This window comes from Methanosarcina siciliae T4/M, assembly GCF_000970085.1.
GTDB classification, from domain to species: domain Archaea; phylum Halobacteriota; class Methanosarcinia; order Methanosarcinales; family Methanosarcinaceae; genus Methanosarcina; species Methanosarcina siciliae.
Genome location: NZ_CP009506.1, coordinates 4168760 through 4192959, shown reverse-complemented (window position 1 = coordinate 4192959; position 24200 = coordinate 4168760). Strand labels below are relative to the sequence as shown.

At 43.8% G+C, this 24200-nt stretch carries 20 protein-coding genes, 1 tRNA gene and 1 other RNA gene; 10 read left to right on the top strand and 12 right to left on the bottom strand.

Annotated elements, in window-relative coordinates:
* Nucleotides 1–7 precede the first annotated feature (7 nt).
* From MSSIT_RS17570 to MSSIT_RS17555, 4 genes are all read left to right on the top strand, one after another.
* Complete coding sequence (locus tag MSSIT_RS17570) at nucleotides 8–607, top strand: methanogenesis marker 17 protein (protein ID WP_048175038.1); 600 nt, start codon at nucleotides 8–10, stop codon at nucleotides 605–607.
* Between the two features lies 1 nt (nucleotide 608).
* Entirely contained in the window at nucleotides 609–1544 is a 936-nt protein-coding gene (locus MSSIT_RS17565) for a methanogenesis marker 7 protein (RefSeq protein WP_048173798.1), read from the top strand.
* A gap of 139 nt (nucleotides 1545–1683) precedes the next feature.
* Nucleotides 1684–2160: a carboxymuconolactone decarboxylase family protein gene (locus MSSIT_RS17560; RefSeq protein ID WP_048173797.1), complete on the top strand. Its 477-nt coding sequence runs from the start codon at nucleotides 1684–1686 to the stop codon at nucleotides 2158–2160.
* 659 nt (nucleotides 2161–2819) lie between these two features.
* Nucleotides 2820–3455 (top strand): matrixin family metalloprotease, encoded by a 636-nt coding sequence (locus MSSIT_RS17555; RefSeq protein WP_082089059.1) that lies wholly within the window; start codon nucleotides 2820–2822, stop codon nucleotides 3453–3455.
* 33 nt (nucleotides 3456–3488) lie between these two features.
* Here MSSIT_RS17555 and MSSIT_RS17550 read toward each other — a convergent pair whose 3' ends face one another.
* Nucleotides 3489–3926, bottom strand: coding sequence for an NUDIX hydrolase (locus tag MSSIT_RS17550; protein ID WP_048173795.1), 438 nt, complete (start codon nucleotides 3924–3926; stop codon nucleotides 3489–3491).
* A 256-nt stretch (nucleotides 3927–4182) separates the two neighbouring features.
* On the opposite strand from MSSIT_RS17550, the gene MSSIT_RS17545 reads away from it, so the two are divergent.
* The 3 genes from MSSIT_RS17545 (at nucleotide 4183) to speB (ending at nucleotide 7732) form a co-directional block, all read left to right on the top strand.
* The gene (locus MSSIT_RS17545; protein ID WP_048173794.1) at nucleotides 4183–5907 is read left to right on the top strand and encodes an aldehyde ferredoxin oxidoreductase family protein; all 1725 of its coding nucleotides are present in this window, start codon (nucleotides 4183–4185) and stop codon (nucleotides 5905–5907) included.
* A 483-nt stretch (nucleotides 5908–6390) separates the two neighbouring features.
* Entirely contained in the window at nucleotides 6391–6777 is a 387-nt protein-coding gene (locus MSSIT_RS17540; RefSeq protein WP_048173793.1) for a translation initiation factor IF-5A, read from the top strand.
* Between the two features lie 79 nt (nucleotides 6778–6856).
* On the top strand, nucleotides 6857–7732 hold the full coding sequence (speB, locus tag MSSIT_RS17535) for an agmatinase (protein WP_048173792.1): 876 nt from the start codon (nucleotides 6857–6859) through the stop codon (nucleotides 7730–7732).
* Nucleotides 7733–7940: 208 nt separating this feature from the next.
* Here the strand turns inward: speB and MSSIT_RS24360 are convergent, their stop codons facing one another.
* The 5 genes from MSSIT_RS24360 to MSSIT_RS17510 all read right to left on the bottom strand — a co-directional run bounded on the left by MSSIT_RS24360 (nucleotide 7941) and on the right by MSSIT_RS17510 (nucleotide 12314).
* Nucleotides 7941–8117 carry an MM0924 family protein gene (locus MSSIT_RS24360; RefSeq protein ID WP_187151799.1) on the bottom strand — a complete coding sequence of 59 codons (177 nt, stop codon included), beginning with the start codon at nucleotides 8115–8117 and terminating at the stop codon, nucleotides 7941–7943.
* Between the two features lie 212 nt (nucleotides 8118–8329).
* Nucleotides 8330–8509, bottom strand: a complete 180-nt coding sequence (locus MSSIT_RS17525; RefSeq protein ID WP_048173790.1) for an MM0924 family protein — start codon at nucleotides 8507–8509, stop codon at nucleotides 8330–8332.
* A 583-nt stretch (nucleotides 8510–9092) separates the two neighbouring features.
* Entirely contained in the window at nucleotides 9093–9296 is a 204-nt protein-coding gene (locus tag MSSIT_RS17520) for a helix-turn-helix transcriptional regulator (RefSeq protein WP_048173789.1), read from the bottom strand.
* Between the two features lies 1 nt (nucleotide 9297).
* Entirely contained in the window at nucleotides 9298–9681 is a 384-nt protein-coding gene (locus tag MSSIT_RS17515; RefSeq protein WP_048173788.1) for a DUF2178 domain-containing protein, read from the bottom strand.
* A gap of 644 nt (nucleotides 9682–10325) precedes the next feature.
* A complete protein-coding gene (locus tag MSSIT_RS17510; RefSeq protein ID WP_048173787.1) occupies nucleotides 10326–12314 on the bottom strand; it encodes a cation:proton antiporter in 1989 nt (662 codons plus the stop codon).
* Between the two features lie 637 nt (nucleotides 12315–12951).
* On the opposite strand from MSSIT_RS17510, the gene kamA reads away from it, so the two are divergent.
* Nucleotides 12952–14211 (top strand): lysine 2,3-aminomutase, encoded by a 1260-nt coding sequence (gene kamA, locus MSSIT_RS17505; RefSeq protein WP_048173786.1) that lies wholly within the window; start codon nucleotides 12952–12954, stop codon nucleotides 14209–14211.
* 142 nt (nucleotides 14212–14353) lie between these two features.
* Complete coding sequence (gene ablB / locus MSSIT_RS17500) at nucleotides 14354–15229, top strand: putative beta-lysine N-acetyltransferase (protein WP_048173785.1); 876 nt, start codon at nucleotides 14354–14356, stop codon at nucleotides 15227–15229.
* A 40-nt stretch (nucleotides 15230–15269) separates the two neighbouring features.
* Here the strand turns inward: ablB and MSSIT_RS17495 are convergent, their stop codons facing one another.
* From MSSIT_RS17495 to ffs, 6 genes are all read right to left on the bottom strand, one after another.
* Nucleotides 15270–15884, bottom strand: a complete 615-nt coding sequence (locus MSSIT_RS17495; protein WP_048175037.1) for a hypothetical protein — start codon at nucleotides 15882–15884, stop codon at nucleotides 15270–15272.
* A gap of 110 nt (nucleotides 15885–15994) precedes the next feature.
* Nucleotides 15995–17944, bottom strand: a complete 1950-nt coding sequence (locus MSSIT_RS17490; RefSeq protein WP_048173784.1) for a type II secretion system F family protein — start codon at nucleotides 17942–17944, stop codon at nucleotides 15995–15997.
* Nucleotides 17945–17953: 9 nt separating this feature from the next.
* Nucleotides 17954–20284, bottom strand: coding sequence for a type II/IV secretion system ATPase subunit (locus MSSIT_RS17485; protein WP_231589957.1), 2331 nt, complete (start codon nucleotides 20282–20284; stop codon nucleotides 17954–17956).
* 486 nt (nucleotides 20285–20770) lie between these two features.
* A complete protein-coding gene (locus tag MSSIT_RS17480; RefSeq protein ID WP_048173783.1) occupies nucleotides 20771–21469 on the bottom strand; it encodes an RAD55 family ATPase in 699 nt (232 codons plus the stop codon).
* A 194-nt stretch (nucleotides 21470–21663) separates the two neighbouring features.
* Nucleotides 21664–21748, bottom strand: a tRNA-Ser gene (locus MSSIT_RS17475).
* Nucleotides 21749–21905: 157 nt separating this feature from the next.
* Nucleotides 21906–22220, bottom strand: an RNA gene (gene ffs / locus MSSIT_RS22600) — signal recognition particle sRNA.
* A gap of 307 nt (nucleotides 22221–22527) precedes the next feature.
* Between ffs and MSSIT_RS17470 the strand changes: the two genes are divergently transcribed.
* On the top strand, nucleotides 22528–24150 hold the full coding sequence (locus MSSIT_RS17470) for a methylamine methyltransferase corrinoid protein reductive activase (protein WP_048173782.1): 1623 nt from the start codon (nucleotides 22528–22530) through the stop codon (nucleotides 24148–24150).
* The last annotated feature ends 50 nt before the right edge of the window (nucleotides 24151–24200 follow it).

The following is a 24200-nucleotide window of genomic DNA, read 5'->3' as shown; positions in this document are numbered from 1 at the left end:
GGTAAAAATGGAGTCGCTTGAGACCTTTGTTGTCGAGTCAGCAATTGAGTCGGAGCAGGAGTTTTACAGGAAGATTATCGAGGACAACCTTGCAAGTCTCAAGCTTGTCCCTGCAATCGGACGGATCAAGGTAGTGTTGAGACCTGAAGATTCTCTTTTCCAGATGGCAATTATCCTCAGAGATGTTGGTACCAGGGTTACGACAATCGATATTGCTGATGTGGAAGCAAAACCTATCGCCGGGGAAGTAATGATTTCTATCAAAAAAGAGCAGTATATCCCGGAACTGCTCGGAAAACTCTGGGAACGCTACGGAAAAGCGAATATCAGCCAGCCGGACCGCTGGACAGTATCCGTAAGTACGGATAATCCGGCAGAAGAGGCGGCTTTTCTTAAGGAAATGATGGTTGCAGATCCCAGACACAGGCTTCACGAAAACCTTGTGGAGTTTGCGATCCGGGCTACTCCGGAGGGTTTCAGGGTTCGCTATCATCTCTATAAAGGTAACAGGTTTGTTTTTGTGGCATCCGAGGAAGCATTGAAACATGAATGGATCGAAGAAGCGGGAGCAATGCTCGAAGAACTGACTAAAGGAGGGAAAGAGTAAGATGGTTGTACTTCTACCCTATCTTTATACCGGCGGGGTCCATAAGCACGGGCTTTTGATCGAACTGATGGAAGACCTTGGAGGCTACATAATTCAGAAAGTAGTTACAGGGACCGAAGTCAATCTTATAATGCTTATCCCTGAAAAAGACCTTGATATTGTAAAAGAACTCGCTGGTGAATTGCTTGGAATCCTGATCGAAGCCCCTCTTACAGGGGTGGAGATTGCAGTTGTCTCCCCCACGCTTGCTTCCCACCATCTCCCTCATTCGGCCTGTGATGTGGCAGAATACCTCCGCCACCCCGGAGCCAATACCAATATGATAGGGCTCGCCAGGGGAATGGGGCGCAGGGTTTCTCTCTCCATGGACTACGAAAGAAAACTCATCAACGAACACGATATTGCGGTTTTCTCCTTCGGGTCTTTCAGTGATTGTATTACGAAAAAGAAGCCGAAACTCTTTGAAGGCATTGAGATCCCAATAGTGGCTACCGGAGGGCCTACCGAATTAAAAACCGAAGATGTTCCCGGGGCAGACCTCTACGTTGGAAATATCGGGAGGGTCTCTCACAGGTTAAGACGAACCGAGGAGATTGAAGCCCTTGATAAACTCAACGAAGGGGTTTCAAAGATTGCTTCGGATATTCGCAAGCAGCAGGCAAAAGACCCTCTTGCGGTGCTTCCTGCTCGAGTTATGAAGGAAATCGAAAACCAGATCCCGGAAATCCAGAGAGTCCTCTCTCCTGCTCCTCTCACCCTTCAGCTTAACGGGCTCAGGGTCAAACTTCCATACGATGAATTCCATGAGAAAGTTGAAAAACTGGAGTTTGATGAAGGAGTCGTACTTTCCGAGCTTGCAAATATTACCCGGTCAAAAATGAAAAATTATATATTGATAAAAATCAAATCTAAGTCTGACGTTGGTTTTGCAATTTGACCCGGATTCTTGAGTTTAAAATACGGCCACTTTACATTTTTACTGGGTTTGTGCCTCTTCACTCATCCTTTAAACTGTAAAGCTTTTCCCGGAAAACGGCGTCTGACTCGGTTTCTACTTTAATGTGTGGTGGTTTCTTATGGAACTTGAGGATATTGTGGAAGTTTTAAAAAATGACCCCGAGAAAGTCATCCCGGAACTTCTCGAGGATGTCCGGAAACAGTACGGGGAAGTGCCTTATATTATGAACTTTATGAAAGATCTCCCTGAGATCTTCATCCCGAAAACTATTTATGATAACTCCATCATGCGAGAGTTCAAAAATCTCGACCCGGAAACAGTGGAACTTATTTCCATAGGTGTAGCTTCTGCCCTCCGCTGTGAGCATTGCCTGAAAATGCACATAAGAATCGCAAAAAGAAAAGGCATCCCGAAAGAAAAAATATTTTCTGCAATAATGATAGGGGCATCCCTGTCCAATGCAGCAGTACTTGCGGAAAGTACCAGGGCTCTTGCATCTGAATTCCCTGGGGATGAAAAGGGCAGCGAAGAAAACGAACGTTGCTGTGACTCTGATTGCGAAGTATGCAATATCTCCGGAGCAAACATCAAGTAAACAGCATCAAGTAAACAGCATCAAGTAAACAGCATCAAGTAAACAGCATCAAGTAAACAGCATCAAGTAAACAGCATCAAGTAAACAGCATCAAGTAAACAGCATCAAGTAAACAGCATCAAGTAAACAGCATCAAGTAAACAGCATCAAGTAAACAGCATCAAAATGTCTGAGATCTGACTTTTTCATGCTTACTTCTTAAATTTAATCTTAAATTTAATTTTTAAAAAATGTTTTTGAATCCCGGTTTAAACAAAGAATTAGTTTACAGCCCAAATCCCGGTTTAACTTATTAATAAATATTCTTAAGTTAAGGTACTTATAATCTTAAAGCTTATTTTTTGACAGATATTCTTCGGGCTTTAATTACTCGATTCATAAGGTTTTAGCATGATTAGAAAGTCTTATCGGATTCAATCCTTATCGAGGTTCATAAGTCTTTATGGAGATTTGTAAGTTTTTATCGAGGCTCACTTATAACTGACAAAAATAACTGACAAAATATGCATGTACAGCAGTTTTACCTTGTATAAATCATAACTGAATATAATCATAACTGAAAATAAATTAATTACCTATAATGGAGGTTCTTTTGCATTAATCGAAAAAGTATTTCCGTAATCACTTTCTCCGTTGTTTTATTGCTGATGTTATTATTTTTGTCCTCTCCAGCAGCCGGGGAAGATCCGGAGAAGATTCTTGACAAGCCCTGGGATCATTCCCCTATTACAGTGTACATCGACGACAGTAATACCCCTCTTCATTACAGCACCACCTACTATGAACAAATAGAAAAGGCTCTTGAATACTGGGAAAACGGAGGAAACGGTAATCTCGATTACAGCCCTGTTTTTGAGGTCATCGACTCCGAAGACGCGGACATAAGAATAAAGTGGGTGGAAAACCTTGAGACTGTCGAAGAGGCTCCTTCGGGTGTGGCGGGCTATGCAAAACCCAGTATCTCCGGAGATCATTTTGAAGAAGTGGATATAGTCCTTGAGGTTGGAAACTACCAGGGCAGGGGCTGGCGGCAGTATAGTGACGCGACCATGTTCACCATTGCAAAGCACGAGCTCGGGCATGCCCTTGGGCTCGGGCACAGCAATGACCGGGGAGACATAATGTATCCCGAATACGAACTCCGGGATAATGTGAACCCTCTTCTGCTGAGTAAATATGGACCCATTCTGCGGGTGGCAGGTTTGGTAGCCCTTGTAGTTCTCCTCTTCCTTGGAATAAGCTGGCAGTACAGTCGGAGAAAACGAAAAAAACTTGAAGATAAGTACTTCAAATGAGGTCTGAAACGAAAGCTGAAACCGGGAAGCTGATCAAACGGGTGGTTCAGAAGTTTTTTTGTTTTCAAGAGCAAACCTTCTGAAAAAGTCCCTGAAATAGGCAGGAAGCGTCTCCATTCTGAGAATACTTTCCAGGGAAGTCCAGGCATATTCGATATGTTCAGAACTCAATTTAACTTCAGACATAACATATCCCCCATTAAAGACGATAGCAATAACCCTTTTTTTCGGGAGCTCAAATTTTACCTCTCCCGCAATTTCCCCCGGAAATATTGAAATTCCTGTTTCCTCCAAAACCTCGCGCACAACTGCCTCTTTAAGAGTTTCCTTCAGGTTTACTTTCCCGCCTGGCAGGTCCCATTTCCCTGGATTGGTGCGGGAGTTTTCCGAGCGTCTGAGTAGCAGGAATTCTCCTTTCTCATTCTGGACAAGGGCGTATACAGAAATGATATAAGGTTTCTCCAGATTCATGTAGTATTATCTGAGATTTCTCTGTCTTAAAGTCTGGCTTTTTCAGGATCTTCACAGTAAGGACCTTATTTAAATTCTCTTTTAATTGAAGGTTTTAAGGACAATATTTCTATAGAGTGGTTAAAAACTTAAAGGAAAATGGCAGCATCTCCGAAACAGATGAGAATGAATGGATAAAAATTATAATCCGAAATCCGGTTAAAAAATCAGAACCCGGTTCAAAAAAGTAGAAAAAAGATGCATAAAAGGGATTTATATGGCTGGCTGGACAGGAAAAATAGTATGTGTAGACCTTAGTTCCGAAAGAGTTACCATCACCGGTACTGATGAAAAATTAATCCGCATGTACCTGGGGGGCAGGGGACTTGGAGTAAAGTTGCTTTCAGAGCTTTCAGATCCTTATATTGATCCTCTTGATCCTGAAAACCCTCTTATTTTCACCACCGGCCCGCTTACAGGTCTTGCCCCCATGGCTTCGGGGGCAGTTCTCACTTCAAAATCCCCTCTCACAGGCACCATATTCAGCTGGAACACAGGTGGGGGCTTTGGGCGAGAACTGAAAAAAGCCGGAATTGATGCCCTGGTTATTAGCGGAAAAGCAAAGAGCCCTTCTTATGTGGAACTAAAGGGAGACGAGATAAAAGTTATGCGTGCAGGCCAGCTCTGGGGACTAAATACAGAAGCATGTACTGAATCCCTGAAAAGTATGGGAAGTGTAGCCTGCATAGGCAGGGCCGGAGAAAAAGAAGTTCTTATCTCTTCTTTTGTCCTTAATTCCGTTCACAGCGGAAGGGGAGGACTGGGGGCTGTTGCAGGCTCAAAGCTGCTGAAAGCCGTGGTTGTAAAGGGAGAAAAAGAGCTTTTGCCTGCCAGGCCTGAAAAGTTCAAAGAGCTTGAAACAAAGATGCTGAAGCTTTTTGACGCAAACCCCGTGCTCTCCAAGGGGCTTGCAAACTACGGTACGCCTGTGCTTGTAAAGCTTCTGGATTATATGGGGCTTATCCCCAGCAACAACTTTTCCGGAAAAAGCACTCCTTTTGCGGATATGTTCTCAGGAGAGTACATCAAAGCCAGCTTCGATATTGAGAAAGAAAGCTGCCCTGCCTGTCCCCTGGGATGTAAACGGAGGATAAAGAACACCGGGCAGCTTCTTCCTGACTACGATTCTATCTGGGCTTTCGGGTTCAACCTTGAAAACTCAGATTTTGATTCGGTACTCCGGGCAGACAGGATCTGTAAAAATTATGGGCTTGACCCTGTATCCGCCGGGTCCGTACTTGGCGCCTGTGCAGAACTCCAATCCGGGAAAATAGATCCCAGGGAACTTGAAACCCTGCTTACGGGAATCGGGGAAGGAAGCGAACCAGGAAAAGGAGCCAGAAATTACCTCTCGGCCCGGAAGAGGGAAGACCTCAGTATGGATGTAAAGGGACTCGAACTGGGGGGTTTTGACCCGAGGGGGATTAGAGGACAGGCCCTTGCTTATGCAACCTCCTGCCACGGTGGGGATTACCTTACAGCCTTTATGGTCGGTCCCGAAGTGCTCGGGAAGCCTCTGCTCCTTGACCGCCTCAGCCTCCGGGGAAAAGCCGGAATTTTACAGGTTTTTGAAAACCTTACCGCTTTGCTGGATTCCCTTGTGCTCTGTTCATTTTCGATTTTTGCCATCAATGAAGAGCTCTGTTCAGCTCTCCTGAAGGTGGGGGCCGGGCTTGAAATCTCTTCTGCGGAACTCCTTAAAGCAGGAGAAAGAATCTGGAATCTTGAGAGAATTTATAACCTGAAAGCAGGTTTTACACGGAAAGCTGATACTCTTCCGGGAAGGCTGTTTGAAGCCGACAATGATAAGAGAGGAGATGGGATTCCCAGGCAGGAGTTTGAAACTGCTCTTCAGCAGTATTACCTTTATCGTGGCTGGGATCAAGAGGGGGTGCCTTCTCAGGAAAAACTGAGGAAACTTGGACTTGACTATTGGAAATAACCAAAGGGAGGCTTCGAATTCTTGAATGTACTGTAAATTTCTCAGGAATGAGGCTTCTTTAAGATTTATTAGGTTCCTTTAAGATTCCTTTTCTGGGCCTTTCAGGTCCATTTTAATCGTCAGATTAGATGTTTTATAACTAAAATTCTCTTCAAATTAAGGGAATATCTCACTATTTCGGTAAATTCTCTCTGAAATTACGCTCGGAAACTCAAAACCTCGCATAAGCGTTATATACTCTTGGATAATTAACCGTATTAGTTCTCGACCTGTGAGTTTGTACAGGTATTCAGGCAGTAACTACTTTCGAGCTTTTCTATACAGTGCAGTTAAGCAAAGTATGGATGAACGGGTAGGCAGGCTTAAAAATTAGAACAGCCTTCTTATACCACTTCTCCGGAATTGACCCTGAAAAATTCAACAAATCCGGTATGACGTTTACAGCTTATATCGACATCTCTTAAAACGTATGGGAGAATCACTATGAAACAGCAGGTAGAAGTAAAGGACCTTAAAGAAGGAAAATACGTTATTATTGACGACGAAGCATGTGTTATAAAGAGCATTTCCAAGTCCAAGCCCGGGAAGCACGGCGCTGCAAAAGCAAGGGTTGAAGCTATCGGACTCTTTGACAACCAGAAGCGCTCCTACATCGGTTCCGTTGCAAACAAAATCTATGTCCCGATTGTGGAAAGAAAAAGTGCGCAGGTAATCTCAATTACCGGAGACATCGCTCAGCTTATGGATCTGGGGGACTTCTCAACCTTTGAGATTGTAATCCCCGATGAATACAAGGACAAGGTAAAAGAGGGCGAAGAAGTTTCATATATCACAGCCCTCGGAAAGATCAAACTCGACATAAGGACGTAAACCTTTTAATGGCGGTGAAAACTCAGGTCAATAAACCTGAGTTCTTTTTTTTAATAACTAATTTACATCAGGTCAGAGTATGTTTTTACCCAATTCCTTTATAGATGCCCTCGCAGACTATGAATCTGCATGCTATGTTATTTTCGGCGTACCTTTTGATAACACCTCTTCGTATCGTGCAGGTAGTCGCTGGGCTCCGGACGCGATGAGGCAGGTTTCTGCAAATTTTGAGAGTTATAACCCTACTTTCGACATCGACCTTGTGGACCTTCCGATTCATGATGCCGGAAACCTGGAAACCTCAGCTTCGGTTGACGAGACCTTAAGGGACCTTTATGAAGATGTAAAGGGTCTGTTGAACGACGGAAAGCTTCCCATCATGTTAGGAGGCGAACATTCCCTCACCTATTCTACGGTAAAAGCATGTGCCGAGTTCGCAGGAGATGATTTTGGAGTCCTTATCCTTGATGCTCACTTCGATCTCAGGTCAGAGTACAGGGGATTCAAGCATAACCATGCCTGTGTGTCCAGGAACATTCTCGAGCAGATCACGAAGAACCTCGTTTCCATAGGCATAAGGAGCGGCCCGGAAGAAGAATGGGTTTTTGCTATGGAAAATAACCTGAAATACTATACGGCAGATGATGTTGAATCCGCAGGCATGGTTGAAGTCCTTAAAGAAGCCATTGAATGGCTGGATTGCAGCCAGCTCTATCTTTCTCTTGATATGGATGCAATAGACCCTGCTTATGCCCCGGGGCTCGGTACGCCTGAACCTTTTGGTCTCAGTGCCCGGGATGTCAGGACTGCAATAAGGACTCTTGCCCCTTTCTCAATGGCTTTTGACATTGTCGAAATTGCTCCTGAATACGATTCGGGACAGACAGCCATGCTCGGAGCAAAACTCATGAGGGAGTTTATAGCCTCTCATGCAAAAAGCTGCACGAAAGTATAAGCTGCAAAAAAAGCACGGGATTAAGGCAGAAGCCTGGAAAATATCTCGGCTCTACGAGAGCTACAGTTGGCTGTTACCTTTATAGCTGTTTTTGTAAAAATGTGATAGAAATGGATGAAGTTTTCCACCTGGGACTTCTCCAGTTCAATATATTTTATCTGACAGCTTTTATTAAATAAAGCTGCCCCGATTACACTCTTTTGTCCTGTTATGCGCGCCAGATAGCTATGATCTTATCAATTGCTATGTGCGTGTATTTTCCTTCCTTTTCAAGAGTGAGCACATTGTCTGCACAGGCTTTCACTTTCCCGCTAAATATATCGGGCCCACCGCAGTAGACGTCTATAACTTCATCGAGGTAGTGTTCTACTATAAAAGGCTGCATTTCTTTTACTTCCATGTATTTTTTATTGGTTTAATTCCTTCCATGGAAATTCTGGTCGGTTTCCATCTCCTGTCTGATAGATAGAAATCTCAAACTAATCAATCAGTTCGAGTGTTATCCGCTGTAAGAAGATTCAGATATAGGATCAGTTGTCCTTTATCTGTCCCCGCTGGTCTCCTTTAAGTGATACTGAAATCTAAAAAGTTTTGAACTTACTGAGGCCACAAAGCTATAATCTTGTCAATGGCTATATGTGTTAGTTTTCCTTCACTTTCGAGAGTGAGTACATTATCCGCACAGGCTTTTACGGTTCCCCTGAAAATATCTGGCCCACCACAGTAAACATCTATGGCACTCTCGAGGTAGTGCTCCACAATAAAAGATTGCATCATATTTGTTGACTCCTGTTTATTTTCTTGTCTGGATAGTTGTTTTTATTTGTCTGTTATCTGTCTACCATTGCTTTGGTTAGATATATCGGTTGTCAAACCGATATCTTAGAAACAGAACACTATACTTAACTATCGACTCATTCCTTATAAATTTATTTATAAACTAATCTTGATTTTCCGGCTGCAGAAGCCTTAAACCCCGTTTAAGAAATTTAACTTAAGTGCTGAAATCTCGGTTCTTTTCCAGACAGCGGTTTTACCAAAAATAAAAACCTGATTATATGGTCTTTTACTTCAGGTTTATTTGCGTGGAAGAGCTCGGGAAAGCTAAGTTTAGCTGGGAAAAATATTATAATGTCTGCTTTTGGGAAAAACAGGATCAAAATTCATTCATTACCTGGGAAATTCTTTTTACTGCTTTTCATGAAAAATCGGAGTTTCTATGTACAAAATAGGGTTATATGTCTTTATTCTCTTGCTCTCTCTTCTGAAAGGTCGTTTTTTCCGGGTAAGTCCTTCTCTGAATTCTTCAATTCTTTTATATGTTGATGGATTAAGGAATAAACCCTTTTCGAGGCAGCTCTCAATTCTCATTGTCCTCGTAGACAAAGATCTCTTCAATGCTTGCTTTAAAAAGTCTGGAAAGCTTGAACGCAAGATCAAGAGAAGGGTCATATTTTCCTTTCTCAATAGCATTTATTGTCTGCCTTGTTACTCCCACCTTTTCCGCAAGGCTTTCCTGGGTAAGGTCATGAATTGCCCTATGAACTTTAATATTGTTTTTCATCTCAGCCCCCGGATTCCTTGTTGTAGTATCTGTAAAACAGGGAGTAAAGCACAAGAATCCCGCAACTGGCGTATGCCATGAAGAAACCGAGGTCCGTGTATCCCGGGTAGGCCTTTCTCATAGCTATAAGGACCGTGCCTCCGAGGGCAAGCCCCAGCGCCATTATCTGGAGAGTTATGCGCGAAGCTTTCTGGCTTATCTGATAAATCCTTTCATCTTCGACCACGCCTTCAAGTCTGCTCTTCAGATTATACATGGCGGCCATACCCGCAAGCACGACACCTGCTGTAAGCACCGGATTTCCTATGGAAACCGAAAAACCTACTACAGCCCCCATGATCATTGTGATCAGGAGAGAAATTATTCTAAATTGTTTTCGTTTCATCTGAACAACTCTTCATACATTTTTCGTGATTATTCCTTAATTCCGCTCATATCAAAGTCAAATTTTAACGGCATATTATCAATTCTTATCTACAATATGTAACGTTTATTTTACATTATGTAAAATAGTTGATACATTATTTATATGTATCTGAATACAAAGAAAATAAAAAATTTTTTAAAATTAAAGTTTCAAGTGTAACAAATTGAAAGTTTAAATCATTTAGCAGTCCTTGAATACTATTTTTGTGTTTTTTTCCTGGGTATTTATCCATACTATGAAAATAATTTATATAAGATCGTCTCCTTATTATAACTGTGGCAGATAAATTTCTAAGATATACTGAAATTGCATTTTGTATTACTGTCATTGTACTCATTCTGATTTTCTGCAGTAATACGTTTGTTTGATGTAAAATTAGCAAACAGATCCATATTGGTAAGCAGATTCCTGCAAATTGGTAACACTTCTGGAGTTACACTTCCTGTTTTATAAACATAATTGATTTTTTGCTATTATACAGGTGCTCCATTATACAGGAGTACAGAATTAACAATGGAAAATGGATTAATACCGAATACAGGGAGATACCGGAATACATTATTATACAGAGAGTTTAAGTATTTGTGAGAAAAAGAACCTTCTCACTCTTTCTCCTCAAAAAGTTCTCTCAGTTCCTCAAGCCTTTCCAGAGGGCTTATTACGAGCAGAATATCATCGGACTTTAGCTCGGTTTCAGCTCCCAGGTCATAGATTAACTTATGGTTTCTGGAAATTGCAAGGACAGAAACTCCGTACTTCTTGCGAATGTTAAGATTCCCGAGGGTTTGTTCCGCAGCTCCTGAGTGTTTTCCTACTCTTATGCTCCGGATGTCTACGTCGGAAAAGTCAAGGGAAAGTTCACAGAGACTTTTCCGGCGTATTTCAGGGCTGCGAAGTATTCTGTAGTGGTTGGCCCGAAGCTGTTCTCCCATGGTTTCAATCTCGCTGAAAGGGACCATGTACCTGTGGAGCACCCGGGAAAAGAGTTCAATTGAGCTTTCAAACTCGTCCGAGATGACCTCATCCGCACCGAGTGCGTAAAACCGGTCGAGTTCACTCAGGAAGTGTGTTCTTGCAATAATATGGATTCCCGGGTTCAGTCTCCTTGCCGCTTCAATGACTCTCTGTGCACTTACAGGGTCGCCTGCAGTTACAACAACTGATTTTGCAGCTTTGATGTCTGCGTGTTCCAGTACGGCTTTCTGGGCCGCGTCCCCGTACATAATAGGCTCTCCTTTTGACTTTTCCTTCCTTACGGTGTCCGGGTTGATGTCGATTATGCGGTATGGAATCAAAGCTGCACGGGCAGCGGTCGCAACGTTTCTCCCGTTGACTCCATAACCTATTATAACCAGGTGGTTTTCAAGCCCCCTTTCCCTGTTGTACTCTAAAAATCCTTCATACCAGCCGGATTTCAGCACCGTGGGAAGCGGAAGTTCCTGAGCGAAAGCCGCAGCCTGGGGAGCCATGCCCATGATGAAAGGGGTAAGCACCATGGAAAGCACTGCCACGTCCAGAAACTCCTGGTAGATTTCTATGGTAAGGAGTCCGTTAGCAAAACCTACTCCGGCAAGTATCAGGGAAAATTCTCCTACCTGGGAAAGGGAAAAGCCCACCAGGATCATCGTATTCAGGGGGAAACCGATAAGGAAGGTGCTCAGTGCATTTACAAAAGCCTTGAAAAGCAGCACCGCAAAAGTGGCAGCCAGGATCAGGAATAAGTGTTGTCTCAGGATGTCCAGGTCAAGCAGCATCCCTATGGAGATAAAAAAGATGCTCATGAACATATCCCTGAAGGGAATCACGTTTCCAAGGGCCTGGGTGGAATACTCGGACTCGGAAATAATCAGCCCTGCCAGGAAAGCTCCGAGAGCGAGGGAGAGCCCTGCCATGGAAGTCAGCCAGGCAACGGAGAGTCCTATTACCACCACACTCAGGAGAAAAAGTTCACTGTTGCGGGTCCGTGCCACATGGTACATAATAAAAGGAACAACATACCTGGCGCTGAGAAGGGTAAGCAGGACAAGTCCCAGGGCTTGCAGGATAAGTTTGAAAAAGCCGGTTTCTTCTCCCGAAACCCCTGCCAGAAGAGGGGTCAGGAGTATAATTACCACTGCAGCCACGTCCTGAAAAATAAGGATTCCCAGTGAAGTTCTTCCATGGGCACTGTAGATTTCTCCTTTTTCCTGAAGGATCTTAAGGACAATTGCCGTGCTGCTTAGTGCCACCAGTGCCCCCAGGAAAATAGAAGTTTCCCTGGAACTTCCCAGCAGGACGAAAACAAAAGCAACAGCAAGAGTGGTGATTAACAGCTGAAGCCCGCCTCCAAGGAGCACGATTCGCCTGAGCTGCAGGAGGTCGCGCAGGGAAAACTCTATCCCTATGGTAAAAAGCAGGAGTACGACCCCTATCTCAGCCAGCAGTTCGATTTCCCCGCTCTCCTGAATCAGCCCGAGCCCAAAAGGCCCGACAAGGATGCCCGCAAGTAAAAAGCCCACCAGTGGGGCAATCCTCAGTCTGGAAAATGCAAAGACTACAGGGATCGAAAGCCCGAAAATAATCAGGAGGTCCCTCAAAAGCAGTGATTCCATCAATTGTAGATTGACTTCTCAATTAATATAAATTTCATTGGCGTAAAGTGGGGACACTTCGGCAATGGGATGCCCCGATAATGGGACACTCTGGCAATGACAGACTTCATTCGAGACATATTCGAAAAATAAGGATAAAAATGGATTTTTGGGACATTAAACTCTTCTTTTCTCTCCTATAACTTGGGATACTCAATAATCGGGGATTAAAATTAGCTTATAACCTTTATTTATCCCATAAAGCATTTTTCGTTCTACATAACTGCTAATAACAGAAGTAATTGCTTTTTTTCCTTTATAAATATATATATCCCCTTCAGAGGGGGTCGAATTGGGAATGCCAGAAGAATTGTAGTTTTGGCAGAAGATAAAAGGATAGGAAAGGACAAAATTAGAAATTCTCTTGAATAAGGAGAGATTTTTATGAATTATTTTCAGAAAATAAAAAACGTTGAAGCTTCTTTTGGCAAAAAAGTATTTAATAGATTAATTAAATCTTAACATTTACCAATTAAAGACGCATTTTCTTTAAATAAGCTGGAAAAGACTGGATTTAATTTCCTGAACAAGATTCCATGTACTATATTTTGGACATCCGTCCCTTGATTTTTCTTCCAGCTTTCACTGAGGTTTAACCGTGAAATCCAAAATTAAAACCTGCTTTAACGCAGGCGAAATAGAATTTTCAGACTGGAAATGGCAGTATAGAAACAGAATCACCACTGTCGAAGAACTCGAAAAACTGATCCCGCTTTCGGACCCGGAAAAGGCGGATATTAAGAAAGCACTTGAGGTTTTTCCAATGGCAATATCTCCTTACTATGCTTCTCTTATTGATCCGGGAGACCCGAACTGTCCCATCCGGATGCAGGCCGTGCCTCTCTCAGCCGAACTTCAAAAATCTTCCTGGGAACTTGAAGACCCTCTCTGTGAAGACCTTGATTCGCCATCAGAAGGGAGTTGCATAACTCACAGGTACCCGGACAGGGTGCTTTTCCTTATTTCAAACCGATGCGGGATGTACTGCAGACATTGCACTCGCAAGCGCAGGGTCGGCAACAGGGAATATGATTATTCGGAAAAAACAATCCGGGAGGGAATCGAGTACATCAGGGAACACTCTGAAATAAGGGATGTCCTGCTTTCGGGGGGAGATGCCCTGCTTGTTTCCGACGAGAGGCTTGACTGGCTCCTGGGAGAACTTTTTGATATCCCACATGTGGAAATCGTAAGGATAGGCTCAAGAGTGCCGGTCACCCTGCCCCAGCGCATAACCCCGGAACTGTGTGAAATCCTTGGGAAATACCCTTCGGTCTGGCTAAATACCCACTTCAACCATCCAAAAGAGATTACTCCCGAAGCTAAAAAGGCAATGGGTATGCTTGCCCGTGCGGGGATTCCTCTGGGGAACCAGTCCGTACTTCTCAGAGGGGTAAATGACTGCCCGGTCATAATCAAAAAACTCTGCCACGAACTCCTGAGAATAAAGACCAGGCCTTACTATCTCTACCAGTGCGACCTTTCCTTCGGGCTGGAACATTTCAGGACTTCGGTTTCAAGGGGAATAGAGATCATAGAAATGCTCAGGGGGCATACCTCCGGGCTTGCAGTCCCCACCTTTGTTGTTGACGCCCCGGGAGGGGGAGGCAAAATTCCTGTCGGTCCAAATTACTTGCTTTCAAGTTCGGATACCGGAGTGACCCTCAGGAATTATGAAGGGGTTATCTGCATGTACCCTGAACCAGCAGAATACTCCGCGGTGTGCCAGCAGAAATGTTCCATCTGTGATAAGCACCCCGGGCTTAAAAGTGATACCGGTCTTGCAAAACTCTACGATGAGGAAAATGATATAATCGCCCTTGAACCGGAAGGCCTTGAAAGAAAACAGCGTTTCTGAAAGGAAATATTTCGGAAAAACAGTTCTGGAAGCAAAAAATGTGTTTAAAAACTAAGGAGGGGTCGCTACGAAAAAAAACGTTCCCTTAACGCTCGAGATTCATGAAGAACTTCCGGGTTACTGGGAAAAAGCAGAGCTTAAGATGCCAGGGGCAGGGGCTGAACTTGTAATTGATTACTATAATAAAAGGATAAAAGTCATGGAGTTTACCGGACTTTTTGAAGCACTCTCCGGAAACCTTGAAGCTCTTGCCGAAGCCGAGGAGATGGGAAAAATAATCGTATACACACTCCCAAAAAAAGGAAATGAGGTCCGTACTTGCGGATATGTAGAGGAAGGGATAATCGGGGGGTATTACTCCGGAAAGGACTGCCATATTTTCTCAAGTTACCCGGAAATCCCCAGGGGGATTTCCTTCCAGAGGGAAAAAGAAGACCAAATCCTCAAAAATTGCCTGAGAAAGAAACGAGAAACCGGGAAAAGGCGGCAAAAAAAGGGAGGTTCTCGGAAAATGGAAAGCTGGAAGCAACAAAAAGAAAAAATTTGCCTTCCGGAAGGATATATACTCAGGCCTGCAGTCCAGGCGGATGCTTCTGCAATGGCAGCCCTTTACAGGCAGGGATTTCAATTATATCCGGCTCCCCTGCACATGGAAAGCTACCTGCTCGAAACCATGGATTCCAATGTCCTTTACCTCCTTGTGGAAAAGCGCGGGGAAATCGTGAGCCTTGCCTCAGCAGAAATGGACCCCGATAACGCGAGTGCTGAAATCACCGACTGCCTGACAGTTCTTTCCGAAAGGGGAAAGGGGTTGATGAAAGAGCTTATCAAAGCTCTGGAAGAAGAACTTTCAGAAAGAAACTTCCTGGGCTCCTATACCCTCTGCCGAGCTTCTTCTCCCGGCATCAATTCCTCCTTTGCTTCTCTTGGCTATACTTGCACAGGCCGGCTTGTGAACAACTGCAGGATAGGAAAGGGATTTGAGGACATGAACATCTGGAGCAAACTGCTGAAGTAAATGCCCTGATAATTACCTATAACTTGCCTGAAAAAAGGGCTTAAGGAGAAATGCTTATTTGCTGCTGAAGCTGCTCTACTATTTTCCTTGCAGCTTCTTCAGCCAGGTGTTTCCTGTACGCTTTTAAAGATACAGGTCCTTTTGTAGAGTCCTGCAGTTCCATATCCCCGCGTATCAGTTTATCTCCTTCCCCGGAACCTGTGTTTTCAAAGACAACCGTTACATTTCCTTCTTTGAATTGTTCGAAATATTTTGTGCCTTCTCCCGTATAGGTATAGAAGAACAGGATATTCAGGTCCGAAGAGGCGTAAACAGGTGTGTAAAGCCCGTCTTTACTTACATTCACAAGGAGGGCTTGAGAGTCATACTTTTCCTCAACTGCATCGGCTACTGACACCTCCATGCCTGCTTTTTCCAATTCCGCTTCGAGGCTCTCCCTGAGGGATTTCGAGATGGAATCGTCTCCTTCGACGTAGAGGTAGATCCTGTCCGGAAAGTCAATCCCGGGGTTTCCCGAGGAACAGGCACTTACCCTTGAATTTGTCTGTGTCTCACTCTGCGCTGCCTTGAAGTCCAGAACATAAAAGGAAGAAAAGATAACTGCAAGGATGAGCCCGGAAAGGAGCATTTTCTTAGTTGCTGTGTTTTGTGCCATCTTCCTCAAAATTGGGTGTTTATCTTTAAAAAGAAAGTGGATCAAAGGGAATTCCGGGTTTTTTAAACCCGGAGGACAGAAGCTCTTGAAGGGTGCCCAAAATCCCGAATTCAGATAAACACGATGAACAGCACATAGGATACTGTCATCATTGCAAGTGAGTGCTTGAGCCCGGAAGATATACTCCCCGAACCCATTTTTCCTGCAACCATCCCGGAGCCAAAACCCTGGAGGAGAGCTGCGTGGAAGAAGAGGAGGGTGTACTCTTTCAGGTCAAAGCCTCCCATGGACATTGCCGGGTTGCTGGAACCGTCAAGTGCAGGGAGGAAGAAGGCTGCAAGCACGTATACTATGACCAGGAAGACGCAGAAAGTCACGAAGATGATGAAGACGTAAATGAACATCTCTGCAGAACGTTCCTTTTTGAGGTTTTTCTCAATGTCTGCGTCATCCGCAACCGTGCTGATGACCTGATGGATGTCGCCTGTTGATTCGCTTGCCTTGGCTATAAGGGTCAGGCTGCGCCGGGTCATGTTGGTCCGGACCCTGGCTTCAAAACGTTTCAGGGCTTCCACGAGGTTTGAGTTCCAGCGGATATCTGCAACCGTGCATTTGATTTCGGATTTCAATCTGCCCATATTTGACTGGGCTGTAATGGCAATAGCATCGGTAAGCAGAATCCCTGTCCCGTTGATACTTGCAAGCCTTTTAAGAAATTCCGGTACCTGATCCTCAATCTGCCTGGTTTTCCGAACTTCGAGTTCGTGGAAGATCATGTAAGGAATGAAAAGGACAAGCAGGGTTACAAAGATATAGTCATCAAGGGTAGATGCGGTTTCAACAAATCCTCCCTCATATGGCATGTGTTCCAGGAAAGCATAAACAAAGTACCCGAGGGCGATTGGAGTGCTTATTGCAAAAGCGTATACCGGCCTGTCAAGCATAGCCCTTATCGGGTGCAAGATCACATTTTTGACCCTGTTCACCTTTTCGTAAAACGCCATCTTCTGGAGCAGTTCCTCATCCTCTTCCGTCCATGGCTTTACCCTGACATCGCTGAAAGAATCAGGCTTAATTCTGGAGACTTTCTCCTCAGGCATCTTTTCCACGTCTCCTGTAAGCATGTCCAGAAAGATCAGGAAGATCGTTGTCCCGAAGGGAATTGCCCCGTATACAAGGATATAGAGGTTGGTCACTCCTCCGTTGTCAACCATGTTCATTACCACCAGGATGACCATAAGGAAGAGGGGGCCTACAACGAATACCGTAATATAAACCTCTGCCAGGAGCCCGAGGGTATCAAGGAAACGCTTGTGTTCCTTATTGGCATTGGATTTATAGAGGTCAGTCTTATTTTTCAGGTAAAGGGTAATGTTTCCTCCGCTGGAGGCTATTGAAATCAGGCCGTCTACAAGGTCTTTGAACTGTTCGGAAGGTGTCCTGTCGGCTGCATCCCATAGGGCGTCCTGAAGGTCTTTTCCGAAATATTCTATATCCCTTATGATGTTTCCGAATTCATGCGAAGCAGCCCCGTAGAGGTGAGAATGTTTCGAAAGCGATTTCATGATCTCAAAGATAGTCATACCCCCGCCCCTCTGCAGCACATAGAGAAAAGCTGTTGCATGGGGCATTGTTGCATTGATAGCCCGCTTCCTGCTATCTGCCTTCATGGGAGGGTATGCCATAATAAGCCCGTAGGTAAAGGCAGCAATCATCGAGAAGAAAATGAGTCCGCCTACGATTGTAAGGATGAAGGGAAGATTAGCTTCAATATATGCAGGAGCCTCAATTACCCTTGTTTCCCTGCTCGAGATACCAAACGTTGAAGCAATACTTTCCGGGGTGATACCTTTGAAGAGCTGCTTTCCGATCAGTAAACCTGCAAGCCCGCCGAATATCCCAGCAAACAGGGAGTATAAAATTGCGGTTGAGACATACTGTTCCACAGGCAGGGGAATATGAGACTGGCGAAGCTTTATCCTGAACAGGGCATATCTGTCTTCGTTCTCAAGGATTTTTTCTCCGAAGATCCTGAATGCCAGGGTATTTATAGCGTTCATGGATATCCCTTAACTATGGTGCATTACCATATCCTGCAAGGTATCGTTTCCAACTGCTTCCATTACAAGCTGCGGGTTTGTGGCATACATATGCACTATCAGAGAGACACTCACGTAGTCACGGATCTGTTTTGCTGTCAGGTAGGCAAGGATCTGTTCCCTGTTTTTAAACTCAATAAAGAGCTTATCAGGGTTCCATCCCCTTGCTTTCATGATCTCATTGAGCACATAGGAATCCCCTGCACGTTTAAAGTTATCATGCACCGGCTCCCAGCGGTAAAGTTCATTGATCCTGAGACTTCCTGACCTTGCATCAAGGCCTGTGATCTCCACAATTGTTTTGGTCCTTCTTACCCTGGTCTCATTGACATAGGTCTGCATCTGAATACAGATGACTCCAAGGGCCTGCATCATCACGTGCGGGACATTGATTGGTTCGTTTTCAAGCCTGTTAATCACGGTCTGCACGTCGCTTGCATGCATTGTTGAATAGGTGGTGTGCCCTGTTGACATTGCCTGGAAAAGGGTCAGGGCCTCTTTACCCCGGACCTCGCCTACAAGAATATATTCCGGACGCTGCCTGAGGGCGGCTTTCAGGAGTTCGTACATGGATACCTCTCCGGTCCCACCTACTGTAAATGATTTTCTGGTTGCGCCTGCGATCCAGTTTTCATGGTGGAGCATAATCTCTCTGGTATCTTCAATGGACACTACCTTTGAAAGTCTCGGGATTAAGAGAGAAATTGCGTTCATAAGGGAGGTTTTTCCCGAAGCGGTACCTCCTGCGAAAAGTACACTGATGTTGTTTTCAATGGCAATCCAGTAGTAAGCCATCATCTCGATACTGCATGTTCCATACCTGATAAGGTCAATAGGGGTTATGGGGTCCCCATTGAATTTACGGATGGTGAAGGAACTGCCCCTTGTTGTGACCTCTTTTCCAAGGGTTGCCTGAATTCTTGAGCCGTCCGGAAGAGTTGCATCTACAATCGGTTCTCCTATGGATATATGCTTGCCACTCCTCTGGCAAAGTTTGACAACCAGAGAGTCCACTTCCTTTTCCCCAAAAAGGATGTTGGTCACGATGTTGTTGTGCTTCATGTGGTAGAGGTAGATAGGGATTTCAATTCCCGAACAGGAAATATCTTCAATATTCGGGTCCCTAATGAGCGCATTTATCCTTTCGTACCCGATGAAATTTCTCCTGAGGAAATACATTATCTTGTGGATCGAGGAAACTTCCAGAGTGCTGTAATACTGATCCAGAAGCCTCATGCCTCTGTTAATGAGAATTACGTCTTTATCCTGTCCGGATATCATATCATCCTGGGTAAGCATATCTTCCAGGTTGTCCCTTACTCTCTCAAGAACGGCTTTTTCATAGGTGCTGAGAGTGGGCTCAACGACATAATAGTATTTCATTTCCAGGTTTTCAATTATGCTTATAAAGGCGTAAGGTTCCTCTACCCAGTAGCGTTCGATTTCAGTAAACCCTGAAGGAATTTCATACTCAAGGAGCGGGCCGCAGGTTACAGGATCATATGGAGGAAGAACCCTGAGCTCTTCATCTTTCAGGCTCTGGACGACCTCTGCAAATTTCTTTTTTGCTCCTTCAGGGGTTTTTACTTCGTCAAAGAATTCTTTAAGCTTGTCACTTAATTTTTCACTTTCCTTGATACCGGCTATGTCGCGAGTCAGATCCTTCATTTTCCCAAGGAATCTGGACTTTTTCTTAATTTTCATTTTTTGGGCTTGAGGTCTGATTTCAGGAGGAAAAATTCCTTTTTTTTTGGTTTCAGGAATAAGTTCGACTTTCTTCTCAGGCGCAGTTTCTGGAGAAACCGGGGATTTCGGTTCAAGAGCAACTTGAGAAGAACCGGAAAGTTTCTTTTCAGGATCGGAATTTTTTTCCAGATATGTTGTTTCCGGATCTATGATTTTCTGAGTTTCCGGAGGAAAACTATTAAATTGAACCGTTTCAAGTACAGGTTTGGTTTTTAGGGTTTCAATCTTTATTTTCATGTCAGTAAGATCAGTATTCTCTTTTTCTGTATTTTCTCTCCCTGCACTGTGCTTCACCCAATAAGGATATTTCCGTTTTTGTGGAGTTCTTTGAATTCCTGAAACTTCCAGGATAATGTTCTTTGTATTCCTTTTGTTGTTCTCCTTCTGAAGGCTGTCAGTATCAGCTAGATTCGGATTATCTTCGTCAGAAGCCCTTTTGACAGGTACCTGTAGAAGACTGGACTTTCCTGCCATAACCTCTTCTTCCCCCCTTTTCTGCATACCATTGTCTGGTTTTTTTGAGTTATCTGGAGATTTCTCATTTTTGGAAACCATAGATGTTTGCCCCCCAAGGCTTGTCCCCTTACAAAATTTCCACAGTATGAACTAATTTATTAATTATTATCTATATTTATTGAATAAGAATTGATAACTTTTCAATATTATTTGTTGCTCATCTTAATTATTTTGTGTACTTATTTTAAGGTTTTTTTCACCTTTTTTCGGTATACAAAAGTAATATATCGGATATTCAATTTCATTTACAAATAAGAACGCATTTCAACAGTATTAATTTTTTCATTAAAAAATTTTATTGAGTACTTATTATTTTTATATTTTTTTCATTTATAATTTAAAAAATATTCTATATTTTGCGTTTTGAAAAAACAAAAATTGATGTTCTAAAAAAGGAAACCAGAAGAGGAGAAAAGAAATGAAAATAGGGAAACTGAGAGTTGATTTAGTGGGAAGTGAAGAAATGAATGTGTTGGGCGAAGAAGGGAAAAGGAAAAAACCTTAAACTTGTAGGAATGCAGCTTTTCAAAGGAGTTTTATCCCTGATGAAGTAATTTCAAATCTTATCGGATTCAGACTGAGGCATGTCCTTCTCATTTTAGGAATTCTTATGTAGCGTTCAATATTCCCTGTGTAGGGATTTTCGTCTACCATAAGTCGGAGAGAGCCACTTGCCGAATACTCGGCAAGGTTATGGGTCATCTTGCATGCGATATCGTCCATGACAAACATTGCCGTGCAGTCTCCTCTGGTGCTGAGGATAAAGTTCAGGGCATCAAACTGGTTCCTGAAATCCTGAATGGAAAGCCTCAGGGTAAAAACACCGATATTGTCAATCACCGCAACATCGGTTCCTTCGGGTACATAATCCGAAAGTGTGGGTAGATCTATTTCCAGACCTTCGGGAGTAAATCCGAATTTTGAGGTCTGGACCTTCTCGGAACGGTTCTGAAAAGACCGCTCAATTGTGAGCTGGCCTTTTTCATAATATTTAGTAAGCCCAAGTCCCATCATTTCTGATGAGACCAATATATCTTCTGGAAGTTCTTCGGTTGCGACCAGGATACATTTCTTACCCTCAAGGCATGCTCTGTGCAGAAAATGAATGGTAAAAGTGGTCTTGCCAGTTCCTGTATCTCCGGTTATGAGAAGAACCCTGCCCGCCAGGTATCCCCCACCGATCCTTTCGTCAAGTTCAGGTATTCCTGATGATATCCGTTTCATTATTTTAACTCAATCCATTTCTGTAAAATTAACTTAATAGCACTGAATTCTGAGTTGATAAGATAGGATATATAGTGAATTTTTATTTACAGGGTATAAGGCAAGATCTTATTTAAAATTTACATGAAGATGGTTGAGAAAAATACAGCTCAAAAAAATAATGTACAAAGTATTAAAATCTTGTAAAAAAGGAGCGACGAGAGGGGGACTCGAACCCCCGCGATGCAGGGCATCATGGGATTAGCAATCCCACGCCATACCGGGCTTGGCTATCTCGTCATTCCGAACTTTAGAAACGCGCCCCCTAAAATGCATTTCATATATTTAACTTTTTCCGGAGAGAATCCTTCAAATAAATTGTTCTTCCCGAAAAATTACAGTTACCATAATGCAATATAATACAAGGCTCTTGAAAAATATTAATTTATGTGCTTAGTGATGAGCACACCGCAGGTCGTTGTATCTGGGGGACTTCAGTAGACTAGAACCTCTTCTCCACCCCGCGACCCCGCAAGCGACGGTTGCCCGCGGTGAGTCTGCTCCCTTCCGGGCCTCGACCGGTTTCCGCAGTTAGGGTATGAGAACCTGTTTTCCAGCAAGTCCACATACCTGCATCATCCAAGCAGGACGGGGTTTCTCAGTTGAGATCCCAGGCTGGAATCCCTTTGACGCATCTTCCATCGGCTTCGTCCCCCGCATATCGGCGATTTCGGGTTACAGGTAACGCCGGACTACCCGGACTAGCTCATCAGCTATACAAAGAGATTATTTACTTATAAAACTATCCCTCCCGATATGCATTTTAAATTTCCCGTAAAAAACACACGATGGCCCTTGAAAAACGAAAAAATAGTCTCAGGAAAACATTAGTTTACATATATTTCTTAAAAAAGGAAAAGCTGGTGGGAGCGCTTGCAGAACTTTAAATTATATCTAATGATGAATAAAACGCCTTATTTATTTATACGTCGTTTTTCAAAGTAATAGGTACATAAAATTCTAAACGGCTTCCAGTATGTTAAACCACCCTGTAAACTAAATCAGCGAGGGGAGTTTGTATGAGATATGGAGTTGCAATTGACCTGGGAACGAGCGGGTATAGGGCTCAGAAGATTGACCTTAATACCCAGGAAATTAAGAGAACAGTTATAACATTGAGAAATCCCCTACCCGGAGCGAATGTGATGGATCACATGGACTTCGCAATCCACTACGGGCAGGATCTTGCGCATGGGCTTTCCGTGAATGCGGTAAAGAACCTGTTTCAAGCCCTTGATGTTCAAAGTGGCGAGCTTGATAGGCTTTCAGTCTGCGGAAACCCTATCCAGCTATCCATTTTTCAGGGGATAAGCATTGAAGACCTGGCTTATGCGGGGGAACGGAAGAAAAAGAAGTACCATATAGAGGAACAGAAAAGGAATGCAAGAATCGTACCAAGCAGTGAAATTCCAGGGCTTGAAGAATTTAATTGTGAAGTTGTAGTCCCGCCTGCAATTAAACATGAAGTCGGAGCCGATGCCCTTGCTCTTATTATTAAGTCGGGCATGCTTGACAGCGACCAGGTTTCGATTGCAACTGATTACGGGACAAACGCCGAAATGGCGCTCAAGGTAAAAGATATTATATACACTGGTTCAGCAGCTGCAGGGCCTGCTCTTGAAGGGCAGCAGATAAAGAATGGGACCCTTGCCTCTCCTTTTGCAATTTCGGATTTTGAATTCGAGGACGGGGCCTTGAGGAATTATGTATTAAACGAAGAGATGAAGCCCGATCCCGGAGATCTCGTAGACCCTAAAACCGGAGAAATTCTTGAAGCAGGGCAGATCAATGCAAAAGGAATTACAGGTACTGGAGTTATTGCCCTTCTCGAAAAAGCTCTGGGTCACGATCTGGTTGTGCTCCCGAAAATCAAAACTCCGGACGAACTAATTCACCTGCAGAACAAAATAACTTTTTCGGAAAGGGATTTGAAAGAAGCTGGAAAAGCTATTGGTGCAATCCGGGCAGGGCATATTACGCTTTGTGCTACTGCAGGTATAGAGCTTACAGATATTGATGCAGCATATATGGCAGGTGCTGCCGGAACATATATGGATGCGAAAAAAGCCCAGAAAATTGGCCTGATCCCTTACTCTACAGGGAACATTGCTCAGCTCGGGAACACCTCTCTTGCTGTCGCGAGGGAAATCCTGCTTTCGGAAGGAAGGTTGTGGGAACTTCAGGACATTGCAAGCCAGATTATAGGCACTCACATAATGTTTGCAACTGCCCCGGAATTCCGGGACGCCTACGTTCTGGAACTTGCATACTGGGAAGAGGGAATGCCCTTTAAGATGTTTAAAAAATACCTTAAAAAGAAGAGTCTCCCGTCACTTGATGATCCCATAGACAACCCTGTGGTGGATAAGCGTGTGGAAAGGGATATCCCTGTCCTTGGGGAAGAAGGTCTGCATGTACTCGAAAGAGTCGGAACCTATATGACCATGGTTGTTGACTGCCCCGAGTGCAAGAAATGCATAAAAGTCTGCCCTAACGATGCCATTACAATTGACGAAGAAAGCAGGATTATGATAAGCACCGACCTCTGTGAAGGTGCCCACTGCCAGAAATGTATCAGGGCCTGCCCGCCTGAAAAATTCAACTGGGCGAATCTGGAGGTCTTTAAACCTGAACAGGAATAAGAGAATCCGGGTGCCGCGGTCAGGAACCCAGTCCTTCTGATATAAAAAGC